General features: G+C 73.1%; 11 protein-coding genes. All 11 read left to right on the forward strand.

The genetic code is table 11. The features are described 5' to 3' along the window. Nucleotides 1-107: 107 nt before the first annotated feature. The 11 genes from H9X71_RS04110 (at nucleotide 108) to H9X71_RS04160 (ending at nucleotide 17470) form a co-directional block, all read left to right on the forward strand. Nucleotides 108-5210, forward strand: a complete 5103-nt coding sequence (locus tag H9X71_RS04110) for a beta strand repeat-containing protein (RefSeq protein ID WP_244961762.1) — start codon at nucleotides 108-110, stop codon at nucleotides 5208-5210. A 143-nt stretch (nucleotides 5211-5353) separates the two neighbouring features. Beyond that, entirely contained in the window at nucleotides 5354-6268 is a 915-nt protein-coding gene (locus tag H9X71_RS04115; RefSeq protein ID WP_191148456.1) for a DUF5819 family protein, read from the forward strand. Then, nucleotides 6265-7587 (forward strand): HTTM domain-containing protein, encoded by a 1323-nt coding sequence (locus tag H9X71_RS04120; protein WP_244961764.1) that lies wholly within the window; start codon nucleotides 6265-6267, stop codon nucleotides 7585-7587. Before H9X71_RS04115 ends, H9X71_RS04120 begins: the two co-directional genes overlap by 4 nt. A 47-nt stretch (nucleotides 7588-7634) precedes the next feature. Continuing rightward, entirely contained in the window at nucleotides 7635-10052 is a 2418-nt protein-coding gene (locus H9X71_RS04125) for a DNA polymerase III subunit gamma and tau (protein ID WP_280527980.1), read from the forward strand. Between the two features lie 6 nt (nucleotides 10053-10058). Then, the gene (gene recR, locus H9X71_RS04130) at nucleotides 10059-10658 is read left to right on the forward strand and encodes a recombination mediator RecR (RefSeq protein WP_012297640.1); all 600 of its coding nucleotides are present in this window, start codon (nucleotides 10059-10061) and stop codon (nucleotides 10656-10658) included. A gap of 103 nt (nucleotides 10659-10761) precedes the next feature. Next, the gene (locus H9X71_RS04135; protein ID WP_191148458.1) at nucleotides 10762-12027 is read left to right on the forward strand and encodes an aspartate kinase; all 1266 of its coding nucleotides are present in this window, start codon (nucleotides 10762-10764) and stop codon (nucleotides 12025-12027) included. 53 nt (nucleotides 12028-12080) lie between these two features. Further along, on the forward strand, nucleotides 12081-13175 hold the full coding sequence (locus H9X71_RS04140) for an aspartate-semialdehyde dehydrogenase (protein ID WP_191148459.1): 1095 nt from the start codon (nucleotides 12081-12083) through the stop codon (nucleotides 13173-13175). Between the two features lie 87 nt (nucleotides 13176-13262). Further along, complete coding sequence (locus H9X71_RS04145; protein ID WP_191148460.1) at nucleotides 13263-14741, forward strand: malate:quinone oxidoreductase; 1479 nt, start codon at nucleotides 13263-13265, stop codon at nucleotides 14739-14741. Between the two features lie 91 nt (nucleotides 14742-14832). Then, nucleotides 14833-16005: an Rv2578c family radical SAM protein gene (locus tag H9X71_RS04150; RefSeq protein WP_191148461.1), complete on the forward strand. Its 1173-nt coding sequence runs from the start codon at nucleotides 14833-14835 to the stop codon at nucleotides 16003-16005. 70 nt (nucleotides 16006-16075) lie between these two features. Next, nucleotides 16076-16795 (forward strand): response regulator transcription factor, encoded by a 720-nt coding sequence (locus H9X71_RS04155; protein WP_191148462.1) that lies wholly within the window; start codon nucleotides 16076-16078, stop codon nucleotides 16793-16795. Next, nucleotides 16796-17470 (forward strand): thymidine kinase, encoded by a 675-nt coding sequence (locus H9X71_RS04160; protein ID WP_191148463.1) that lies wholly within the window; start codon nucleotides 16796-16798, stop codon nucleotides 17468-17470. Nucleotides 17471-17779 lie beyond the last annotated feature (309 nt).

Consider the following 17779-nt stretch of genomic DNA (forward strand, 5'->3'; position numbering starts at 1 on the left):
AGCCTCAGACGACCGTGCGAGTGGTGGGGGCCGCCCCGCGGGATGCACGGCCGCGCCCACGATCGCGGCCGGCCACGCAATCGAGGGGAACGCACATGGCTCTACACATGCCCAGGCGCAGAGGCAGCCTGGCGACCGCGACGGCCTTCGGGCTCGCCGCGGCGATCGTCGCGTTCGGGGGCACCGCGCCCGCGAACGCCGCACCGGGGGACACGGCGGAGGCCGAGGGCCGACTGCTCACGCTGTCCGGCACCCCCGACCTGTCGGACCTGGTGGCGCTGTCCGGCGCCTACACCGGGTTCGCGCCGGGCGAGCCCGACCCGCAGCTGGACCGCAGCGCCATCGACGCCAGCGTGCTCGGCGGCGTGCTGGACGCGCAGATCGCGGCCGGCGTCCAGCTGGGCGACATCCTCACCCTCGACCGGGCGGTCGCGGCCGGCGCGGTCGACCAGTTCGCCTCGGCGGGCAGCGCGGGCGCCACCGGATCCGCGGGCCTGCTCGACGGCGACGGCGGAATCGTGGTGAACGACGGCACGGGCGACGAGGTCACGCTCGACCTGACGCCGCTCCTGGCGACCGCGGGCGCGAGCGGGGAGATCTCCGACCTCTCGCTCCAGCTCGGGGTCCTCTCGGCGACCGCCACCGACCCCGGCACCGGTCCTGTCGTCTCCGACTACCGGATCGCATCCGCGGACGCTGACATCAGCAGCCCGCTCGTCGGCGACGTCGCGACCGGCGTCGAAGCCGCGGTAGCCGCCCTCGCATCCGACATCGACGCGCAGATCGCGCTCGGCGCCGACGTCGACGGCCTCCTCACCGGCGTCATCGACGGACTCCTCGCGGGCGTCATCTCGGTCGGCACGCCCACCGGTGACATCCGCCTCACCGTGAACACGACCCAGGCGGTGAACGCGGTCCTCACGCAGCCCCTGACCAGCGGCGGTGTCACCATCGACCTCGCCGCCGGCACGGTCACGGTCGACATCGACGAGCTCGTCGCGCTCAACGACCTCCCCGCGAACACGCAGATCCTCGACGCGGACGTCATCGCCGGCCTGGTGCAGGAGATCCTGACGGACGCCCTGCCCGCCGTGGTCCTGGAAGCCGTCCTCGACTCCACCCGCGTCCTCGTCACCGTGGACGCCGGGGTGTCGCTCCTCCCGATCGTCGGGAGCGGCGTCCCCCTCGGGGCGGTGTCCGTCGACATCGACACGACGCTCGCGAACCTGCTCAACCCCACGGGTCCCGGGAACTCGGCGCCTCAGCTCGTCATCGGCACCACGGTGGCCGGGCTCGACGTCGACGACCTGGCCCAGCCTCTCGTCGACGGCCTCCTCCCCTCCCTCCGCACCTCGATCGGCGACGTCCTCACGCTCTCCGACGTCACCGCGCTCACCACGCCCCTGATCGGATCGCTGGATCCCGTCTTCGACGTGCTCGGGGACGTCGTGCAGCTGACCGCCAACGTGCAGGACGGCTCCGGGTTCGTCGACCCGGCCGGAGCTGCCCCCGGCACCGACACCTTCACGGTCACGGCCCTCCGCGTCGCTCTCCTGCCCGGCACCGGCCCGACCCTCGACCTCGCGTCGGCCACGGTCCGCGCGGTCGCGATCCCCACGGCCACGCCGGTGCTGATCACGTCCCCCACCCCGGGCCAGGTCATCGACCTCGCGGCCGGGCAGTCGACGGTCGTCGTGCCGATCGTCGGGACGGCCGACCCGGACGGCTCGGTCACGCTGACGCTGGACGGCCAGACCGTCGGACCCGTCGAGATCGGACCGGACGGCCGGTTCACGCTGACGCCCGGCGCGCTCCCCGCGGGCACCTACACGGCGACGGTCACGCAGACCGTCCCCGGTGAGCTCGCCGGAGCACCTGCCACGGTGACCTTCACGATCGCCCCCGCGGCGACCGACATCACCATCACGACGCCGACGCCCGGTCAGATCTTCCTGACCACGCCGGCGGACCCGACCGTCGACGTGCCGGTGGAAGGCGCGGCGGACACCGAGGCCACGGTCACCGTGACCATCGACGGACAGGACCCCCGGACCGACGTCGTCGGCGCGGACGGCCGCTACGCCGTCTCCTTCGCCGACCTGCCGGTCGGCACGTACACCGCGACCGCGACCCAGTCGATCGACGGCATCGTCCGCGGCACCGAGACGGTCACCTTCACGGTGGGCGCCCCGGCGGAGGCGATCACGATCGACTCGCCGACCGACGGACAGGAGATCCCGAGCAGCGGGACCGGGCCGAACCCGACCGCTGACGTCCCCGTGACCGGAACCGCGGACCCCCGCGCCTCCGTGACGGTGACGGTCCCGGGTCGTGCGTCGCAGACCGACGCGACCGTCACGGACGGCCGCTTCGACGTCCTGTTCCCGAACCTCCCCGTGGGCCTCTACACCGCCACGGCGACGCAGACGATCGGCGGTGTCGTGGTCGGCACGGACCAGGTCGCCTTCGAGGTGGGCGCGCCCGCAGAGGACGTGGTCATCGACACGCCGGACGACGGACAGACGTTCACGATCCCGGCGGGCGGCACCACGACCGACGTGATCGTGAACGGCAGCGCCGACCCCCGCGCCACGGTGGTCATCTCGCTCCCGGGACGCGATGACGTGACGCAGGTCGTCGGCGAGGACGGTCGCTTTGAGACCACCTTCACCGGCCTCCCGGCCACGTCGTACGAGGTGACCGTCACGCAGTCCATCGACGGCGCACCCGCCGGCTCGGACACCGCGGCCTTCACCGTCGAGATCGCCGGGATCGAGCAGGTCGTCATCGAGACGCCGGAGGACGGGGACTTCATCCCGCTGCCCGCCGGCGACACGACGATCGTCGTCCCCTTCACGGGCACGGCCGACCCGGCCGCGACGGTGACCTTGACCGTCGGCGGCACCACGACGGGCCCGGTGGAGGTGGACGACGACGGCGGCTTCACCCTGACGCCGCCCGCCCTGCCGGCCGGTGCCTACACGGGCACCGTCACCCAGACCATCGGCGGTCAGCCTGTGGGATCCGAGACGGTGACCTTCACGATCGGCGTGCCGGTGACCATCACGGAGCCGACCGTCGGTCAGGTCTACACGCTGCCCACCGGCGAGACCGGGGTCGACGTGGTCGTCTCCGGCCGGGCCGACCCGATCGGCACCGTCACGGTGACGATCACCGGTCGCACCCCGGTCGAGGTCGAGGTCGGTGATGACGGCACGTACAGCACCACCTTCACGGGCGTGCCGGAGGGGTCCTTCACGGCCACCGTCACCCAGGAGATCGGTGGAGCTGCCGCTGGGTCGGCCGGCCCGGTGCAGTTCACCGTGACCGCCGGCACCGCTGACGCGGGCGCCGACGGCACCGCCGGTACGGACGCGGCTGGTACGGACGCGGCCGGGACTGACGCGGCTGGTACGGATGCTGCTGGAACTGACGCGGCTGGTACGGACGCGGCTGGTACGGACGCTGCTGGGACCGACGCGGCTGGAACGGACGCGGCTGGAACGGACGCTGCTGGGACGGACGCTGCTGGGACGGACGCTGCTGGGACCGACGCTGCCGGGACCGATGCTGCTGGAACCGATGCTGCCGGAACCGATGCTGCCGGTACGGATGCGGCTGGTACGGACGCTGCCGGAACGGACGCGGCTGGAACCGACGCTGCCGGGACCGACGCTGCTGGTACGGACGCTGCCGGTACGGACGCGGCTGGTACGGATGCGGCTGGAACCGACGCTGCCGGAACGGATGCAGCTGGAACCGACGCTGCGGGTACGGACGCTGCTGGTACGGACGCGGCTGGTACGGACGCTGCCGGGACGGACGCCGCTGGAACCGACGCGGCTGGTACGGATGCTGCCGGGACTGACGCTGCCGGGACGGACGCGGCCGGAACTGACGCGGCTGGTACGGATGCGGCTGGTACGGATGCGGCTGGAACCGACGCTGCCGGGACGGACGCTGCCGGGACGGACGCGGCTGGTACGGACGCGGCTGGTACGGACGCGGCTGGTACGGACGCGGCTGGTACGGACGCGGCTGGAACCGACGCTGCCGGAACCGACGCGGCTGGGACTGACGCTGCCGGGACGGATGCGGCTGGGACCGACGCTGCCGGTACGGACGCGGCTGGGACTGACGCGGCTGGTACGGATGCGGCTGGTACGGATGCGGCTGGTACGGATGCGGCTGGTACGGATGCGGCTGGTACGGATGCGGCTGGTACGGACGCGGCTGGTACGGATGCGGCTGGTACGGACGCGGCTGGTACGGACGCGGCTGGTACGGACGCGGCTGGAACCGACGCTGCCGGAACCGACGCGGCTGGTACGGACGCGGCTGGTACGGATGCGGCTGGTACGGACGCTGCCGGGACGGACGCGGCTGGTACGGACGCTGCCGGGACGGACGCGGCTGGAACCGACGCTGCCGGAACCGACGCGGCTGGCACTGACGCGGCTGGAACCGACGCTGCCGGAAACGACGCTGCCGGGACGGACGCTGCTGGTACGGACGCGGCTGGAACCGATGCGGCTGGAACCGATGCGGCTGGTACGGACGCTGCCGGGACGGACGCGGCTGGCACTGATGCGGCTGGTACCGACGCTGCCGGGACGGACGCCGCTGGTACCGACGCTGCCGGAACGGACGCGGCTGGCACTGACGCGGCCGGTACCGACGCCGCCGGCGTCGACGCGACGGACGCCGCCGGCGCCGACGCGTCCGACGCCACCGACGGATCCACCGACGGCGCCGACACCCCCACCCGGGCTGTCGTCCGCTTCACGGAGATCGTCCGAGGGAACGGCTCGATGCAGATGGTCGACGCCGTCGGCTTCATCCCCGGTGAGACGATCAACGCGACGGTGTTCTCCACGCCGAAGCCGCTCGCGCCGATGGTCGCGGACGCCGAGGGACGCGCGACGTTCGTCTTCGAGATCGGTCCGGACTTCGAGCTCGGCGACCACACGGTCGACGTGATCGGGGTCGACTCCGGCATGGCGGACGAGATGATCACGCGGTTCCGGGTCGTGGGATCCACCGTCCCTGCGGGCCAGCCCGGCACGCCGATCAGCGGCGGCTACGGCGGCGGCATCCTCCCGATCACGGGCGGCGACGGTGACGGGATGCTGCTGCTCGGCGGCATCGCGCTCCTGATGATGCTGACCGGCGCCGGTGCCCTGCACCGCGGCCGCAGCCGTCGGGTGTGATGCCCCGGCACTGAGCAGAGAGGGGCGGGCGGCCCGGCAGACGATGCCGGGCCGCCCGTCCCGCTCGCACGATCCGCACGACCGCACGACCGCACGACCCGCACGACCCGAGACCCACCCGACGCACGAAGGGGACGGCGCAGATGACCGACACGAAGCACGAGCACGGGGCCGAGGCGGATCTCGACGAGACCGCCGCGCCCATCGCCGGTTCCCCTTCGCAGGCGGATGCCGCGGACGAGCATCCCGACGAGCACCAGACCGTCGGCCCGCACGATGCGCCGACGGCCCCCGCCTCCACGCCCCCCGGCCTCACCCGCGGCGCCCGCATCGGGTCGGCGGTGGCCGCCGCCGCCGTCGCGATCTACGTGGCCACCTCGATCCTCATGGTCGTGCCGCAGGGCGACGCGACCCGTGCCCTCACGGCCGCCGCACGTCCGTACTTCAGCCAGCAGTGGAACGTGTTCGCCCCGTCCATCCAGAAGACCAACCGCCACCTCGAGATGCAGGCGCAGTGGCGCGACGCGTCCGGCACCCTGGTCAAGAGCGACTGGGCCGACATCACCGGCGTCGAGTACGCCGCAGGGGAGGGGACGCTGCAGGGATCCCGCACGGTGAAGCAGAGCGCCAACCTGCTCAAGACGTACACCGAGCGGTTCCAGGCGCTCACGCCCGAGCAGAGGACCATCGTGCAGGACACTTTCATCCGCCGGGCGGACACCGACTCCGGCTTCGCCGCGAAGTCGGACACGTCCCTCATCGATCAGCTCACCGCGCTGGACGAGGGGAGCCAGGGGCGCGTCATCCGGCTGCTCCGCGCGGACTACGTGATGAAGGAGTTCACGACCTACTGGGCGACCGCCTGGTTCGGCCGCGACATCGAGCGCGTGCGCTGGCGGGTCGTGACCGACAGGCCCAACGACTTCGCGCACCGGGACGACGCCACGCAGCAGTTCACGCAGAACGTGCTCCCGTTCGGATGGCGGGAGGCGGACGACGTCGTCGATCCGCAGGCGCTCAGCGTCTACCAGGGAGTGATGGAGAGGTACGGGCGATGAGCGCGCATCGGCACGAGTCCGCGCGGTCTGCGGCCGCAACCACCTCCGCGGAGCCGTCGAGCTCGGCCGCCTCCACGACGAAGCCGACGAAGCGGACGAAGGCGCCCGAGGCGAAGGCTCCGGCCGCGGGATCCTGGACCGGTCGCCGCGCTCCCCGCACCGCGTCGTCGCGGCCACGCGGCCGCGGCGCGGGCCGGCTCTCCGGCGCCCGCGCCGCCCGCCTCCGCCAGATGCTCCAGGACCGCGAGCTCCTGACGGCCCTGAAGCACCCGCGCGACTGGCCGCGCGGCATCGCGACGTGGATGACGGAGCGCGAGCACGCCACCTACAGCTTCGCGGCCTTCCGCATCACGATCGGCGCCGTGATCCTCATGGTGCTCGTGACGTGCTTCAGCGACCGCCACTACCTCTGGGGCGTGGGCGCCCGCTTCATCGACCCCGAGTCCACGCGCCGCGGATGGCTGCCTGCGTTCACCGGCCTCTTCTCCAAGACCGACGCGACGCTCTTCGACCTGACGTACCTCCTGCTCGTGGTCCTGGCCGCCCTGTTCACGCTCGGCTGGCGGACGCGCGTCGTGACCCCGTTCCTCCTCCTGCTCTGGGTCGGCCTGTCCACCAACAGCACGCTGCTCACCAACGGGGGCGACACCGTGCTGCGGCTCACGCTGTTCTTCGCGCTCTTCGCCGACCTGTCGCGGCACTTCTCGCTGGACGCCCTGCGGCGACGGCGGGCGCCGGTCGCGGCGGCGGGCGGGACGCCGGTCGGGCTCGCGCAGGTCGCCCGCGCGCAGGTCGACCGCATCCCGCGACCGGTCCCCGTGCTCCTGCACAACACGGCGCTGGTGCTCTGCGCGTACCAGATCATGCTCGTGTACGTGAACTCGGCCATCCTCAAGCTGCAGGGTGCGGAGTGGCGCGACGGGACCGCGACGTACTACTCGCTCCTCCTCGAGGGCTACCGCCCCTGGCCGTGGATCAACGACCTCCTCGTGCAGTCGAGCCTCGGCATCGTGGTCGCGAGCTTCGTCGCCGTGGCCTTCCAGGGCCTCTTCCCGCTCCTCATCCTGTGGCGTCCCACGCGGATCGTCGCGCTCATCGCCATCACCGGGATGCACCTGATGATCGGGCTGCTGCTCGGACTCTGGCCGTTCTCCCTCGCGATGATCGCGCTCGACTTCCTCTTCATCCGCGACGCCACCTGGCGCGAGGGGCTGGCGCTCCTCGGGCGGTGGAGCGCGGGCGCATCCGACCGGCTCGGGGCGGCGCACGCGCGCCGCTCCTCCCCGACGCCGGCAGCGGGGGTGCCGTCCGAGGTATGACGCCCCGGACGGCCGGACGGTCGGAGGTGCCCGGTATCCTCAGGTCCGTGGTCACCGCCCTGTATCGCCGTTACCGGCCAGAGAACTTCGCCGAGCTCATCGGCCAGATGCAGGTGACGGACCCGCTGCGCACGGCCCTCCGCACCAACCGCGTCAACCACGCGTACCTGTTCAGCGGCCCGCGCGGCTGCGGCAAGACCACGTCCGCGCGCATCCTCGCGCGCTGCCTCAACTGCGCCGAGGGCCCCACCGACACCCCGTGCGGCGTCTGCCCCAGCTGCGTCGAGCTCAGCCGCGACGGCAGCGGGTCGCTCGACGTCGTCGAGATCGACGCGGCCAGCCACAACGGCGTCGACGACGCGCGCGACATCCGCGAGCGCGCGGTCTTCGCGCCGGCGCGCGACCGCTACAAGATCTTCATCCTCGACGAGGCGCACATGGTCACGCCGCAGGGCTTCAACGCGCTGCTGAAGATCGTGGAGGAGCCCCCGGAGCACGTGAAGTTCATCTTCGCCACCACCGAGCCCGACAAGGTCATCGGCACCATCCGCTCGCGCACGCACCACTACCCGTTCCGCCTCGTGCCGCCCGCGCAGATGCTCGACTACGTGGAGCACCTGTCGCGCGAGGAGAGCGTGCAGGTCGCGCCCGGCGTGCTCCCGCTCGTCGTGCGCGCGGGCGGCGGCTCCGTGCGCGACACCCTCTCCCTGCTCGACCAGCTCATCGCCGGCTCGGAGGACGAGAGCGTCGAGTACGAGCGCGCGGTCGCGCTGCTCGGCTACACGCACGCCGCCCTGCTCGACGAGGTCATCGACGCGGTCGCCCGGCACGACGCCGCGGCGGCGTTCGCGGGCGTCGACCGCGTCATCCAGACCGGCCAGGATCCGCGCCGGTTCGTGGAGGACCTCCTCGAGCGCCTGCGCGACCTCATCATCGTGGGCGCCACCTCGGTCGAGGGCGCGGCCGCCGTGCTGCGCGGCACCCCGGAGGACGAGCTCGAGCGGATGCGTGCGCAGGCCATGGCGTTCGGCGCCGTCGAGCTGTCCCGCGCGGCCGACGTGGTCAACGCCGCGCTCACCGAGATGACCGGCGCCACCTCGCCGCGCCTGCACCTCGAGCTCCTCGTCGCCCGCGTGCTCGTCCCCGCGAGCGACGACACGCACCGCGGCGCCCTCGCCCGTGTCGAGCGCCTCGAGCGCCGCGTCGGCGTGGCCGACGGGGGAGCGGATCCTGCACCCGCCGCGTCGTCCGCCGCCCCGACGGTGCCCGCGCCCGCGGCTCCCGCTCCCGTCGCGACGCCCGATCCGGCGCCCGCCGCGCCCGCACCCGCGTCCGCACCCGCTCCCGACACGGCCCCGACGCCGTCGGGGTCCGGCGATGCGGTGGAGGCGAACCCGGCGCCCGCGCCCGCCGCGACCCCGGCGCCCGTCGGCCCGGTCACGTTCGAGCAGCTCCGCGACTCCTGGCCGTCGGTCGTCGAGGCCGTCGAGAAGGCGAAGCGGAGCGCCTGGCTCGTCGCCGTCACGGCCACGCCGCGCGCCCTCGCCGGCGACGTGCTCACGCTCGGGTTCATCAGCGCCAACGACGCCGAGAAGTTCAAGGAGCGCGGCGCCCCCGGCCAGGGGGTCAGCGACATCCTCCGCACCGCGATCCTCGACGTGCTCGGCCTCCGCGTGAAGTTCATCGCGCGCGTCGAGCCGCACGGCGGCACCGCGGCACCGGCCACCGGCGGATCCGCGCCCACGGCCCCCGCCTCGTCCCCGTCGGACGCCTCCCGTGCCCCGGCCTCGCGGCCGGCCGCGGGCGGCTCCCGCACCGGCGGCGACGGCGCCGCCCCCGCCCCGCGGTCCGCGCCGCCCGCCGTACGGGCGTCCGCGGCCGCCGCACCTGCGGCTGCGCCTCCCGCGAAGGCACCCGCGAAGGCCCCTCCGGCGGGTGGCGGATGGGCCACCGTCGCCATCCCCACCTCCGACCCCGGCGCGTCGGAGGCCCCCGCGGATCGCCGCGCGCCCGCCTCCCGGCCGGAGCGGGCGGCGCCCCCCGCGGCGACCGCCCCCGCCGCATCGCCCACGCCGCCGCGCGCGTCCGCCGCTCCGAGCGCACCGGCCCGCGGATCCGCCGTCGTCCCGGACGCGCACGTCCCCGACTTCGAGGAGCCCGAGCCCGACGAGTTCGGCCCCGCCGAGCCCGGCTGGGCCACGGGCGGGTCGTCGCCCGACGCGGCTCCGCCCGTCGCGCGCTCCGTCCCCGCCCAGCGGTCGGCGCCGGCGACGAGCCGCCCCGCGTCGTCGGCCGCACCAGCCGCGCCTGCCGCCGCGCCCGCCGCGAAGGCGCCCCCGGCAGCCGCCGCCCCGCAGCGCTACGGCGAGTCCGTCGTCCGCGAGATCCTGCAGGCGAGCTTCATCGAGGAGAAGCCCGTCGAGCGCAAGGCCCGCCCCACCATCCGCCCCACAGGTCAGGACTAGCGCCGCATGTACGAGGGAATCGTCCAGGAGCTCATCGACGAGCTCGGCCGCCTGCCGGGCATCGGCCCGAAGTCCGCCCAGCGCATCGCGTTCCACATCCTCCAGACGGAGACCTTCGACGTCTCGCGCCTCGCCGAGGTGCTCACGGTCGTCCGCGACAAGGTGCGGTTCTGCGCCATCTGCGGCAACGTCAGCGAGGAGGAGACCTGCGGCATCTGCCGGGATCCCCGCCGCAGCCCCGCCACCATCTGCGTGGTCGAGGAGGCCAAGGACGTCGTCGCCATCGAGCGCACGCGCGAGTTCCGCGGGCTCTACCATGTCCTCGGCGGGGCCATCAGCCCCATCGACGGCATCGGACCGGACGACCTCCGCATCCGCCAGCTCATGCAGCGCCTCGCCGACGCCACGGTCACCGAGGTCATCATCGCCACGGACCCGAACCTGGAGGGCGAGGCGACCGCCACCTACCTCTCGCGGCTGCTCTCCACCTTCGACATCCGCGTCACGCGCCTCGCCTCCGGCCTCCCCGTCGGCGGCGACCTCGAGTACGCCGACGAGGTCACCCTCGGCCGCGCCTTCGAGGGCCGGCGCCTCGTGGGGGAGTGAGCGGCGCGGCCGCACCCGGCGTCATGCGCCGGATCCCCGAGCACCCCCGCCGTACAATCGTGAACCGGGCCGCCCGCGCCCACCCGAACCCCAGGAGTCGCCCGTGAGCCTCATCGTGCAGAAGTTCGGCGGATCGTCGGTGGCCGATGCCGAGAGCATCAAGCGCGTCGCGAAGCGCATCGTCGCCACGCGCAAGGCCGGCAACGACGTGGTCGTCGCCGTCTCCGCCATGGGCGACTCGACGGACGAGCTGCTCGACCTGGCGCACGAGGTCACGCCCATCCCCGCCCCGCGCGAGCTCGACATGCTCCTCACCGCGGGCGAGCGCATCTCCATGGCGCTGCTCGCGATGGCCATCAAGAGCATGGGCTACGACGCGCGCTCCTTCACGGGCAGCCAGGCCGGCATGATCACCGACGCGCAGCACGGCGCCGCCCGCATCGTCGACGTCACCCCGGGCCGCGTCCGCGACGCGCTCGGCGAGGGCGCCATCGCCATCGTCGCCGGCTTCCAGGGCTTCAACCGCGGCACGGGCGACATCACCACGCTCGGCCGCGGCGGATCCGACACCACGGCGGTCGCCCTCGCCGCGGCCCTCGGCGCCGACGTCTGCGAGATCTACACCGACGTCGACGGCATCTTCACGGCCGACCCCCGCGTCGTGCCGCTCGCCCGCAAGATCGACCGGATCACGAGCGAGGAGATGCTCGAGCTCGCGGCGTCCGGCGCCAAGGTCCTCTACATCCGCGCCGTCGAGTACGCCCGCCGGCACGGCGTCCTGCTGCACGTCCGCTCCTCGTTCACGCACAACGAGGGCACCATCGTCTACAACCCCACGGATGGAGTGAATGTGGAAGAGCCCGTCATCGTCGGCGTCGCCGCCGACCTCAGCGAGGCCAAGGTCACGGTGGTCGGCGTGCCCGACGTGCCGGGCAAGGCCGCGCAGATCTTCACCATCGTCGCCAAGACCGGCGCGAACATCGACATGATCGTGCAGAACGTGTCGGCCGCCGCCACGAGCCTCACGGACATCTCCTTCACCCTGCCGAAGTCGGACGCGCAGCGCGTGCTCACGGTCCTGGCAGCCGAGAAGGACGAGGTGGGCTTCACGGGCCTCCAGCACGACGACCAGATCGGCAAGCTCGCGCTCGTCGGCGCCGGCATGCGCACCAACGCGGGCGTCTCGGCGCAGCTGTTCACCGCGCTGTCCGACGCCGGCATCAACATCGAGATGATCTCCACCAGCGAGATCCGCATCTCGGTCGTCACGCGCGCCGACACCATCGACGAGGCCGTCCGCGTCGTCCACCACGCCTTCGGGCTCGACGCGGACGACGTCGCCGTCGTCCACGCCGGCACCGGCCGCTGACCCGTACCCGCACGCTCGACCCGCACGCCCGCGCACCGCAGGAGGAGACACCCGTGACCGACACCGCCCCCGCCGGATCCGCCGCCCCCGCCCCGGAGAACCCCGGCCTCCGTGTCGGCGTCGTCGGCGCCACCGGCCAGGTCGGCGCCGTCATGCGCCGCCTCCTCGAGGAGCGCGCGTTCCCGATCGCGGAGATCCGCTTCTTCGCCTCGGCGCGCTCCGCCGGCACCGCGCTGCCGTTCGCCGGCCGCGACGTCGTCGTGGAGGACGCCGCGACGGCCGATCCCACGGGCCTCGACATCGCGCTCTTCTCCGCGGGCGCCACCACGTCCCGCGCGCAGGCGCCGCGCTTCGCGGAGGCGGGCGTGCTCGTCATCGACAACTCCAGCGCCTGGCGCATGGACCCCGAGGTCCCGCTCGTCGTCTCGGAGGTCAACCCGGAGGCGATCGCCGACGCGCGCCGCGGCATCATCGCGAACCCCAACTGCACCACCATGGCCGCGATGCCCGTCCTCAAGGTCCTGCACGAGGAGGCCGGCCTCACCCGCCTCGTCGTGAGCACCTACCAGGCGGTCTCCGGATCCGGCCTCGTCGGCGCCGAGGAGCTCGCGGGCCAGGCCGAGGCCGCCGTCGCCGCAGGGCCCGAGGCGCTGCGCCGCCTCGTCCACGACGGCCGCGCGGTCGAGCTGCCCGAGCCCGCCGTGTACCAGCGGCCCATCGCCTTCGACGTCATCCCGCTCGCCGGCAGCATCGTCGACGACGGCCTCTTCGAGACCGACGAGGAGAAGAAGCTCCGCAACGAGAGCCGCAAGATCCTGGGTCTGCCCGACCTCCTGGTGAGCGGCACGTGCGTGCGCGTCCCCGTCTTCACCGGCCACTCCCTCTCCGTCAACGCCGAGTTCGCGTCGCCGCTGAGCGTCGCGCGCGCCACCGAGCTCCTGTCGACGGCACCCGGCGTCGAGCTGTCCGACATCCCCACGCCGCTCCAGGCCGCCGGCACCGACCCCAGCTACGTGGGCCGGATCCGCGCCGACGAGGGCGCTCCCGAGGGCCGCGGCCTCGCCCTCTTCATCAGCAACGACAACCTCCGCAAGGGCGCCGCGCTCAACGCCGTGCAGATCGCCGAGGTCGTCGCGGCCCGCCGCTGACCCCCGCGGGCCGGCGCTCGTGAGGGTGCCCGTACCACGGTCGGCCGCTCCGGGAGGGGCTCCGGAGGGCGGGCGTACACTGATCCGGTGAGTGAATCAGCGGAACCGGTAGACGTCGTCCTCGTCGGCGGCGGGATCATGAGCGCGACGCTCGGGACCCTCATCAAGCAGCTCGAGCCCGACTGGACCATCCAGATCTTCGAGCGCCTCGGCGAGGTCGCGATGGAGTCGAGCAACCCGTGGAACAACGCGGGCACGGGCCACGCGGCCCTGTGCGAGCTCAACTACACGCCGGAGAAGGACGGGAAGATCGAGATCGGGTCCGCGACCCGCATCAACGAGCAGTTCCAGCTGTCCCGCCAGTTCTGGGCGCACCTCGTCACCGCGGGCGCCGTGCCGGAGCCCAAGGAGTTCATCAACCCCACCCCGCACATGACCTTCGTGCGCGGTCAGGAGAACGCCGACTACCTGCGCCGCCGCTACGACGCGCTCCGCGCGCACCCCCTCTTCGCCGACATGGAGTACTCGGAGGACCCCGCGGTCATCCACTCCTGGGCCCCGCTCCTCGTCCTGCAGCGCGACAAGTCCGAGGTCATCGCGGCCACCCGCTTCGAGGGCGGCACGGACGTCGACTTCGGCTCCCTCACGAACAAGCTCGTCGACTACCTCACCGAGCACGGCGCGGCCCTCCACCTCAACCACGACGTCCGCCGCATCTCGAAGAACGCGGACGGCACCTGGCACCTCGACGTCCGCAAGGAGGTCGGCCGCTCCACGGTGCGCGTCGACGCCAAGTTCGTCTTCATCGGCGCGGGCGGCGGCGCCCTGCACCTGCTGCAGAAGGCCGGCATCCCCGAGATCCGCGGCTTCGGGGGCTTCCCCATCAGCGGCGAGTTCCTCCGCACCGACGACCCCACCATCGTCGCCCAGCACCAGGCGAAGGTCTACGGCAAGGCCGCCGTGGGATCCCCGCCCATGTCGGTCCCGCACCTCGACACCCGCGTGGTCGACGGCCAGGCGTCGCTGCTCTTCGGCCCCTACGCCGGCTTCAGCCCGCGCTTCCTCAAGAAGGGCTCGCTCCTCGACCTCTTCACGTCGATCCGCCCGCACAACATCGTCCCCATGCTCGCGGTCGCGAAGGACAACCTGAGCCTCATCAAGTACCTCGTGAGCCAGCTCCTCGCCTCCAAGGAGACGAAGTTCGACGCGCTGCGGGAGTTCATGCCCACGGCCGACCCGAAGGACTGGTACCCGATCACGGCGGGTCAGCGCGTGCAGGTCATGAAGAAGGACGCGAAGAAGGGCGGCGTGCTGCAGTTCGGCACCGAGGTCGTCGCCGCGGCCGACGGCAGCATCGCGGGGCTCCTCGGCGCGTCGCCGGGCGCGTCCACGGCCGTGCCGATCATGCTCGACGTGCTCGAGCGCTGCTTCCCGGAGCGCATGGACGGCTGGCGCAAGCCCCTCACGCGCATGATCCCGAACTACGGCACGCTCGTCGCGTCGGACCCCCGGAAGACGCCGAGGATCGTCGCGGAGACCGCGGAGGTCCTCGAGCTCCAGCACTGACGGACGGACGGGCGGGCGCACGGCGTCCGCCCGTTCCGCATCCGCCGTGCCGCCGTTCGCGCTCGATTCGAAAGTGTGTTCGAATGAGCGCATGAGATGGAGCGCACAGAAGCTGTCGGACGCGAGCGCCGACGCGCTCCCCGGGCTGGCCCGCCTGAGCAACCTCGTGCAGAGCGTGCGCACGCCGGAGTTCCAGGGCGTGACGTTCCACGAGGTGCTCGCGAAGTCCGCGCTCAACCGCGTGCCGGGGGAGTCGAAGGTCATGCCGTATGGCTGGACCATCAACCCCTACCGGGGCTGCACGCATGCGTGCGTCTACTGCTTCGCGCGCCCGACGCACGAGTACCTCGACCTCGACGGCGGCCGCGACTTCGACGACCAGATCGTCGTCAAGGTCAACGTCGCGGAGGTCCTCACCCGGGAGCTCGCGAAGCCCACCTGGACGCACGACGCGGTCGCCCTCGGCACCAACACGGATCCCTACCAGCGCGCGGAGGGCCGCTACGCGCTCATGCCCGGCATCATCGCCGCGCTCGCCTCCTCCGGCACGCCCCTGTCCATCCTCACGAAGGGCACGCTCCTCCGGCGCGACCTGCCGCTCCTCGCCGAGGCGTCGGCGAGTGTGCCGGTCGACCTGGCGATGAGCATCGCGGTGCTCGACGACGACCTGCAGCAGTCGGTCGAGCCGGGCACCCCCACCACGGCGGCGCGCCTCGCGACCGTCACGGCCATCCGCGAGGCCGGCCTCGACTGCACCGTCTTCATGATGCCGATCCTGCCGATGCTCACCGACTCCGTGGAGCACCTCGACCACGCGCTCACGCGCATCCGGGAGGCGGGCGGCACGCGCGTCCTGTACTCGGCGCTCTACCTCAAGCCCGGGGTGAAGGAGTGGTACCTCGAGTGGCTCGAGCGCGAGCGCCCCGACCTCGTGGGCCGCTACGCGGACCTCTACGCGCGCGGGGCCTACGCGCCCGAGGCGTACCGGGCGTGGCTGAAGGCGCGCATGGATCCGCTGGTCCGGCGCCACGGGCTCGGCGGCGGCCGGGTCGACCCGCGCACCGGCGGCGTCCTCTCGCGCGCCGACCTGCCCGGCGTCCAGGGCGGCGGAGGGCGTCCGCGCCCGGGGTGGAGCCAGGAGGGCGCCGACAGCCGCGCGGTCACCTCCCGCGGACGCCGCAGCTGGACCCAGGCGCCCGCCCCCGGGCCGCTCGTCGCCGCGGCGCTGCCGCCGTCGCGCGACACCCAGGCCACGCTCTTCTGACGCGGGATGCCCGGTGTCCGCCCACGACACGCGGGATCGGCGCGACCCCGGCGCTGGCTACAGTTCTCCCATGACCACCCTGCGCGAGCCCGGGGCGGGCACGCGCGGCGCCACCGGTCGCCAGGTCGCGGAGCCCGTCCGCGTCGGCGTGCTCATGGGGAACGAGTCGGCGCTCGACGAGGTCTGTGCGATCCTCCGGCACCGCGCCCCCGAGGTCGAGGTCGTCGTGAGCACCACCGGCTGGCTGCAGCTGGTCCGGTCGCCCCGCTTCCCGACCGACGTCGCGGTCATCGACTACGACCTCGCCGACGCCGTGAGCCTCGAGGGGCGGGTGCGCTCCTGCCGGGCGGCCGGCGTCGCGGTCGTCGTGCTGTCGCGGTCGGGCAGCGACGAGGTCAGGCGCCGCGTGCTGGATGCCGGAGCGGCGGCGCTCCTGACCGGGCCGGTGCCGGCCGGGGACATCGTCAGCGCGGTGCGCGCGGTGGTCGCGAGCGCGCGCGACAGCCGGCAGCGCGCGACATCGGCGGCCGACCGCGCGGCGGACGAGGCCGCCGCCGAGGCCGCCCTCGCCTTCACGAGCCCCCGGCTCAGCCAGGGTGAGGAGCAGGCCCTGCGCCTCTACGTCACCGGCCGCTCGACGCTGGCCGTGGCGCAGGCGATGAACGTCCAGTACGAGACGGCGAAGACCTACCTCCGCCGGGTCCGCGCGAAGTACCGCCTGGTCGGGCGGGAGGCCGGGCGACGGGCCGACCTGATCGAGCGGGCCGTCGAGGACGGCTACGTTCGGTAGATGGCCAAGCTCTACTTCCGATTCGGCGCGATGAACAGCGGCAAGAGCACGTCGATGCTCCAGGCCGCCTACAACTACGAGGAGCGCGGGCAGCACGTGCTGCTCACGAAGCCCGTCATCGACACGAAGGGCGACCGCGACATCGTCTCCCGCCTCGGCGTCCGCCGACCCGTCGACTTCCTGCTCGAGCCGGACGCCGACGTCTGGCAGGAGTTCGGGATCCACCGCGACCGCGTGCTGCAGGACATGGGCGGCCCGACCGCCTGCCTGCTGGTCGACGAGGCGCAGTTCCTCCGCGAGTCCCAGGTCGACGACCTGCTGCGGATCGCGATCCTGCAGGACGTCCCCGTCATCGCCTACGGGATCCGCACCGACTTCCAGACCGTGGCGTTCCCGGGCAGCAGGCGCCTGCTGGAGATCGCGCACAGCCTCGAGGAGATGAAGACCATCTGCCGCTGCGGTCGCAAGGCCGTGTTCAACGCGCGCCAGGTCGGCGACCGCTTCATCTTCGACGGCGCGCAGGTCGCCATCGACGGCGCCGACGTCACCTACATGTCGCTCTGCGGCGCGTGCTACCTCGCCGAGAGCGGGGGAGCGCTCAGCAGCGGGCGGCCCGTCGAGCCGAGCGCGTCGGTCTTCGGCTATCCCGCGGGACCGGACGCCGACTTCGCCTGAGCCGGCATCGGGCTGGCCGGGGCGCGCTCAATCGCGCAGGAAGCGGAGCCCGTAGGCGGTGAACGCCCCGGTGATCAGCAGGATGGCGAGGGGCAGCAGGGCAGCGCAGACGTCGAGCATGGGTGTCCGGATCTTCTCTTCGGGTGAGCGTACGGGCGGGGGCAGGTGGGTGGCCTGGCCTCCGTCCACGCTAGCCGGTACCCGCGGCGACGACCGTGCCCCACTTGCTGGGGCGCGGTCCCCGCATGGCCGCTCGCGGCGCGAGGGGACCGGAGGGGGCTCCCGGCTGTGGGAGCATGGGCACGGACG

The organism is Clavibacter zhangzhiyongii, from assembly GCF_014775655.1.
Classification (GTDB): domain Bacteria; phylum Actinomycetota; class Actinomycetes; order Actinomycetales; family Microbacteriaceae; genus Clavibacter; species Clavibacter zhangzhiyongii.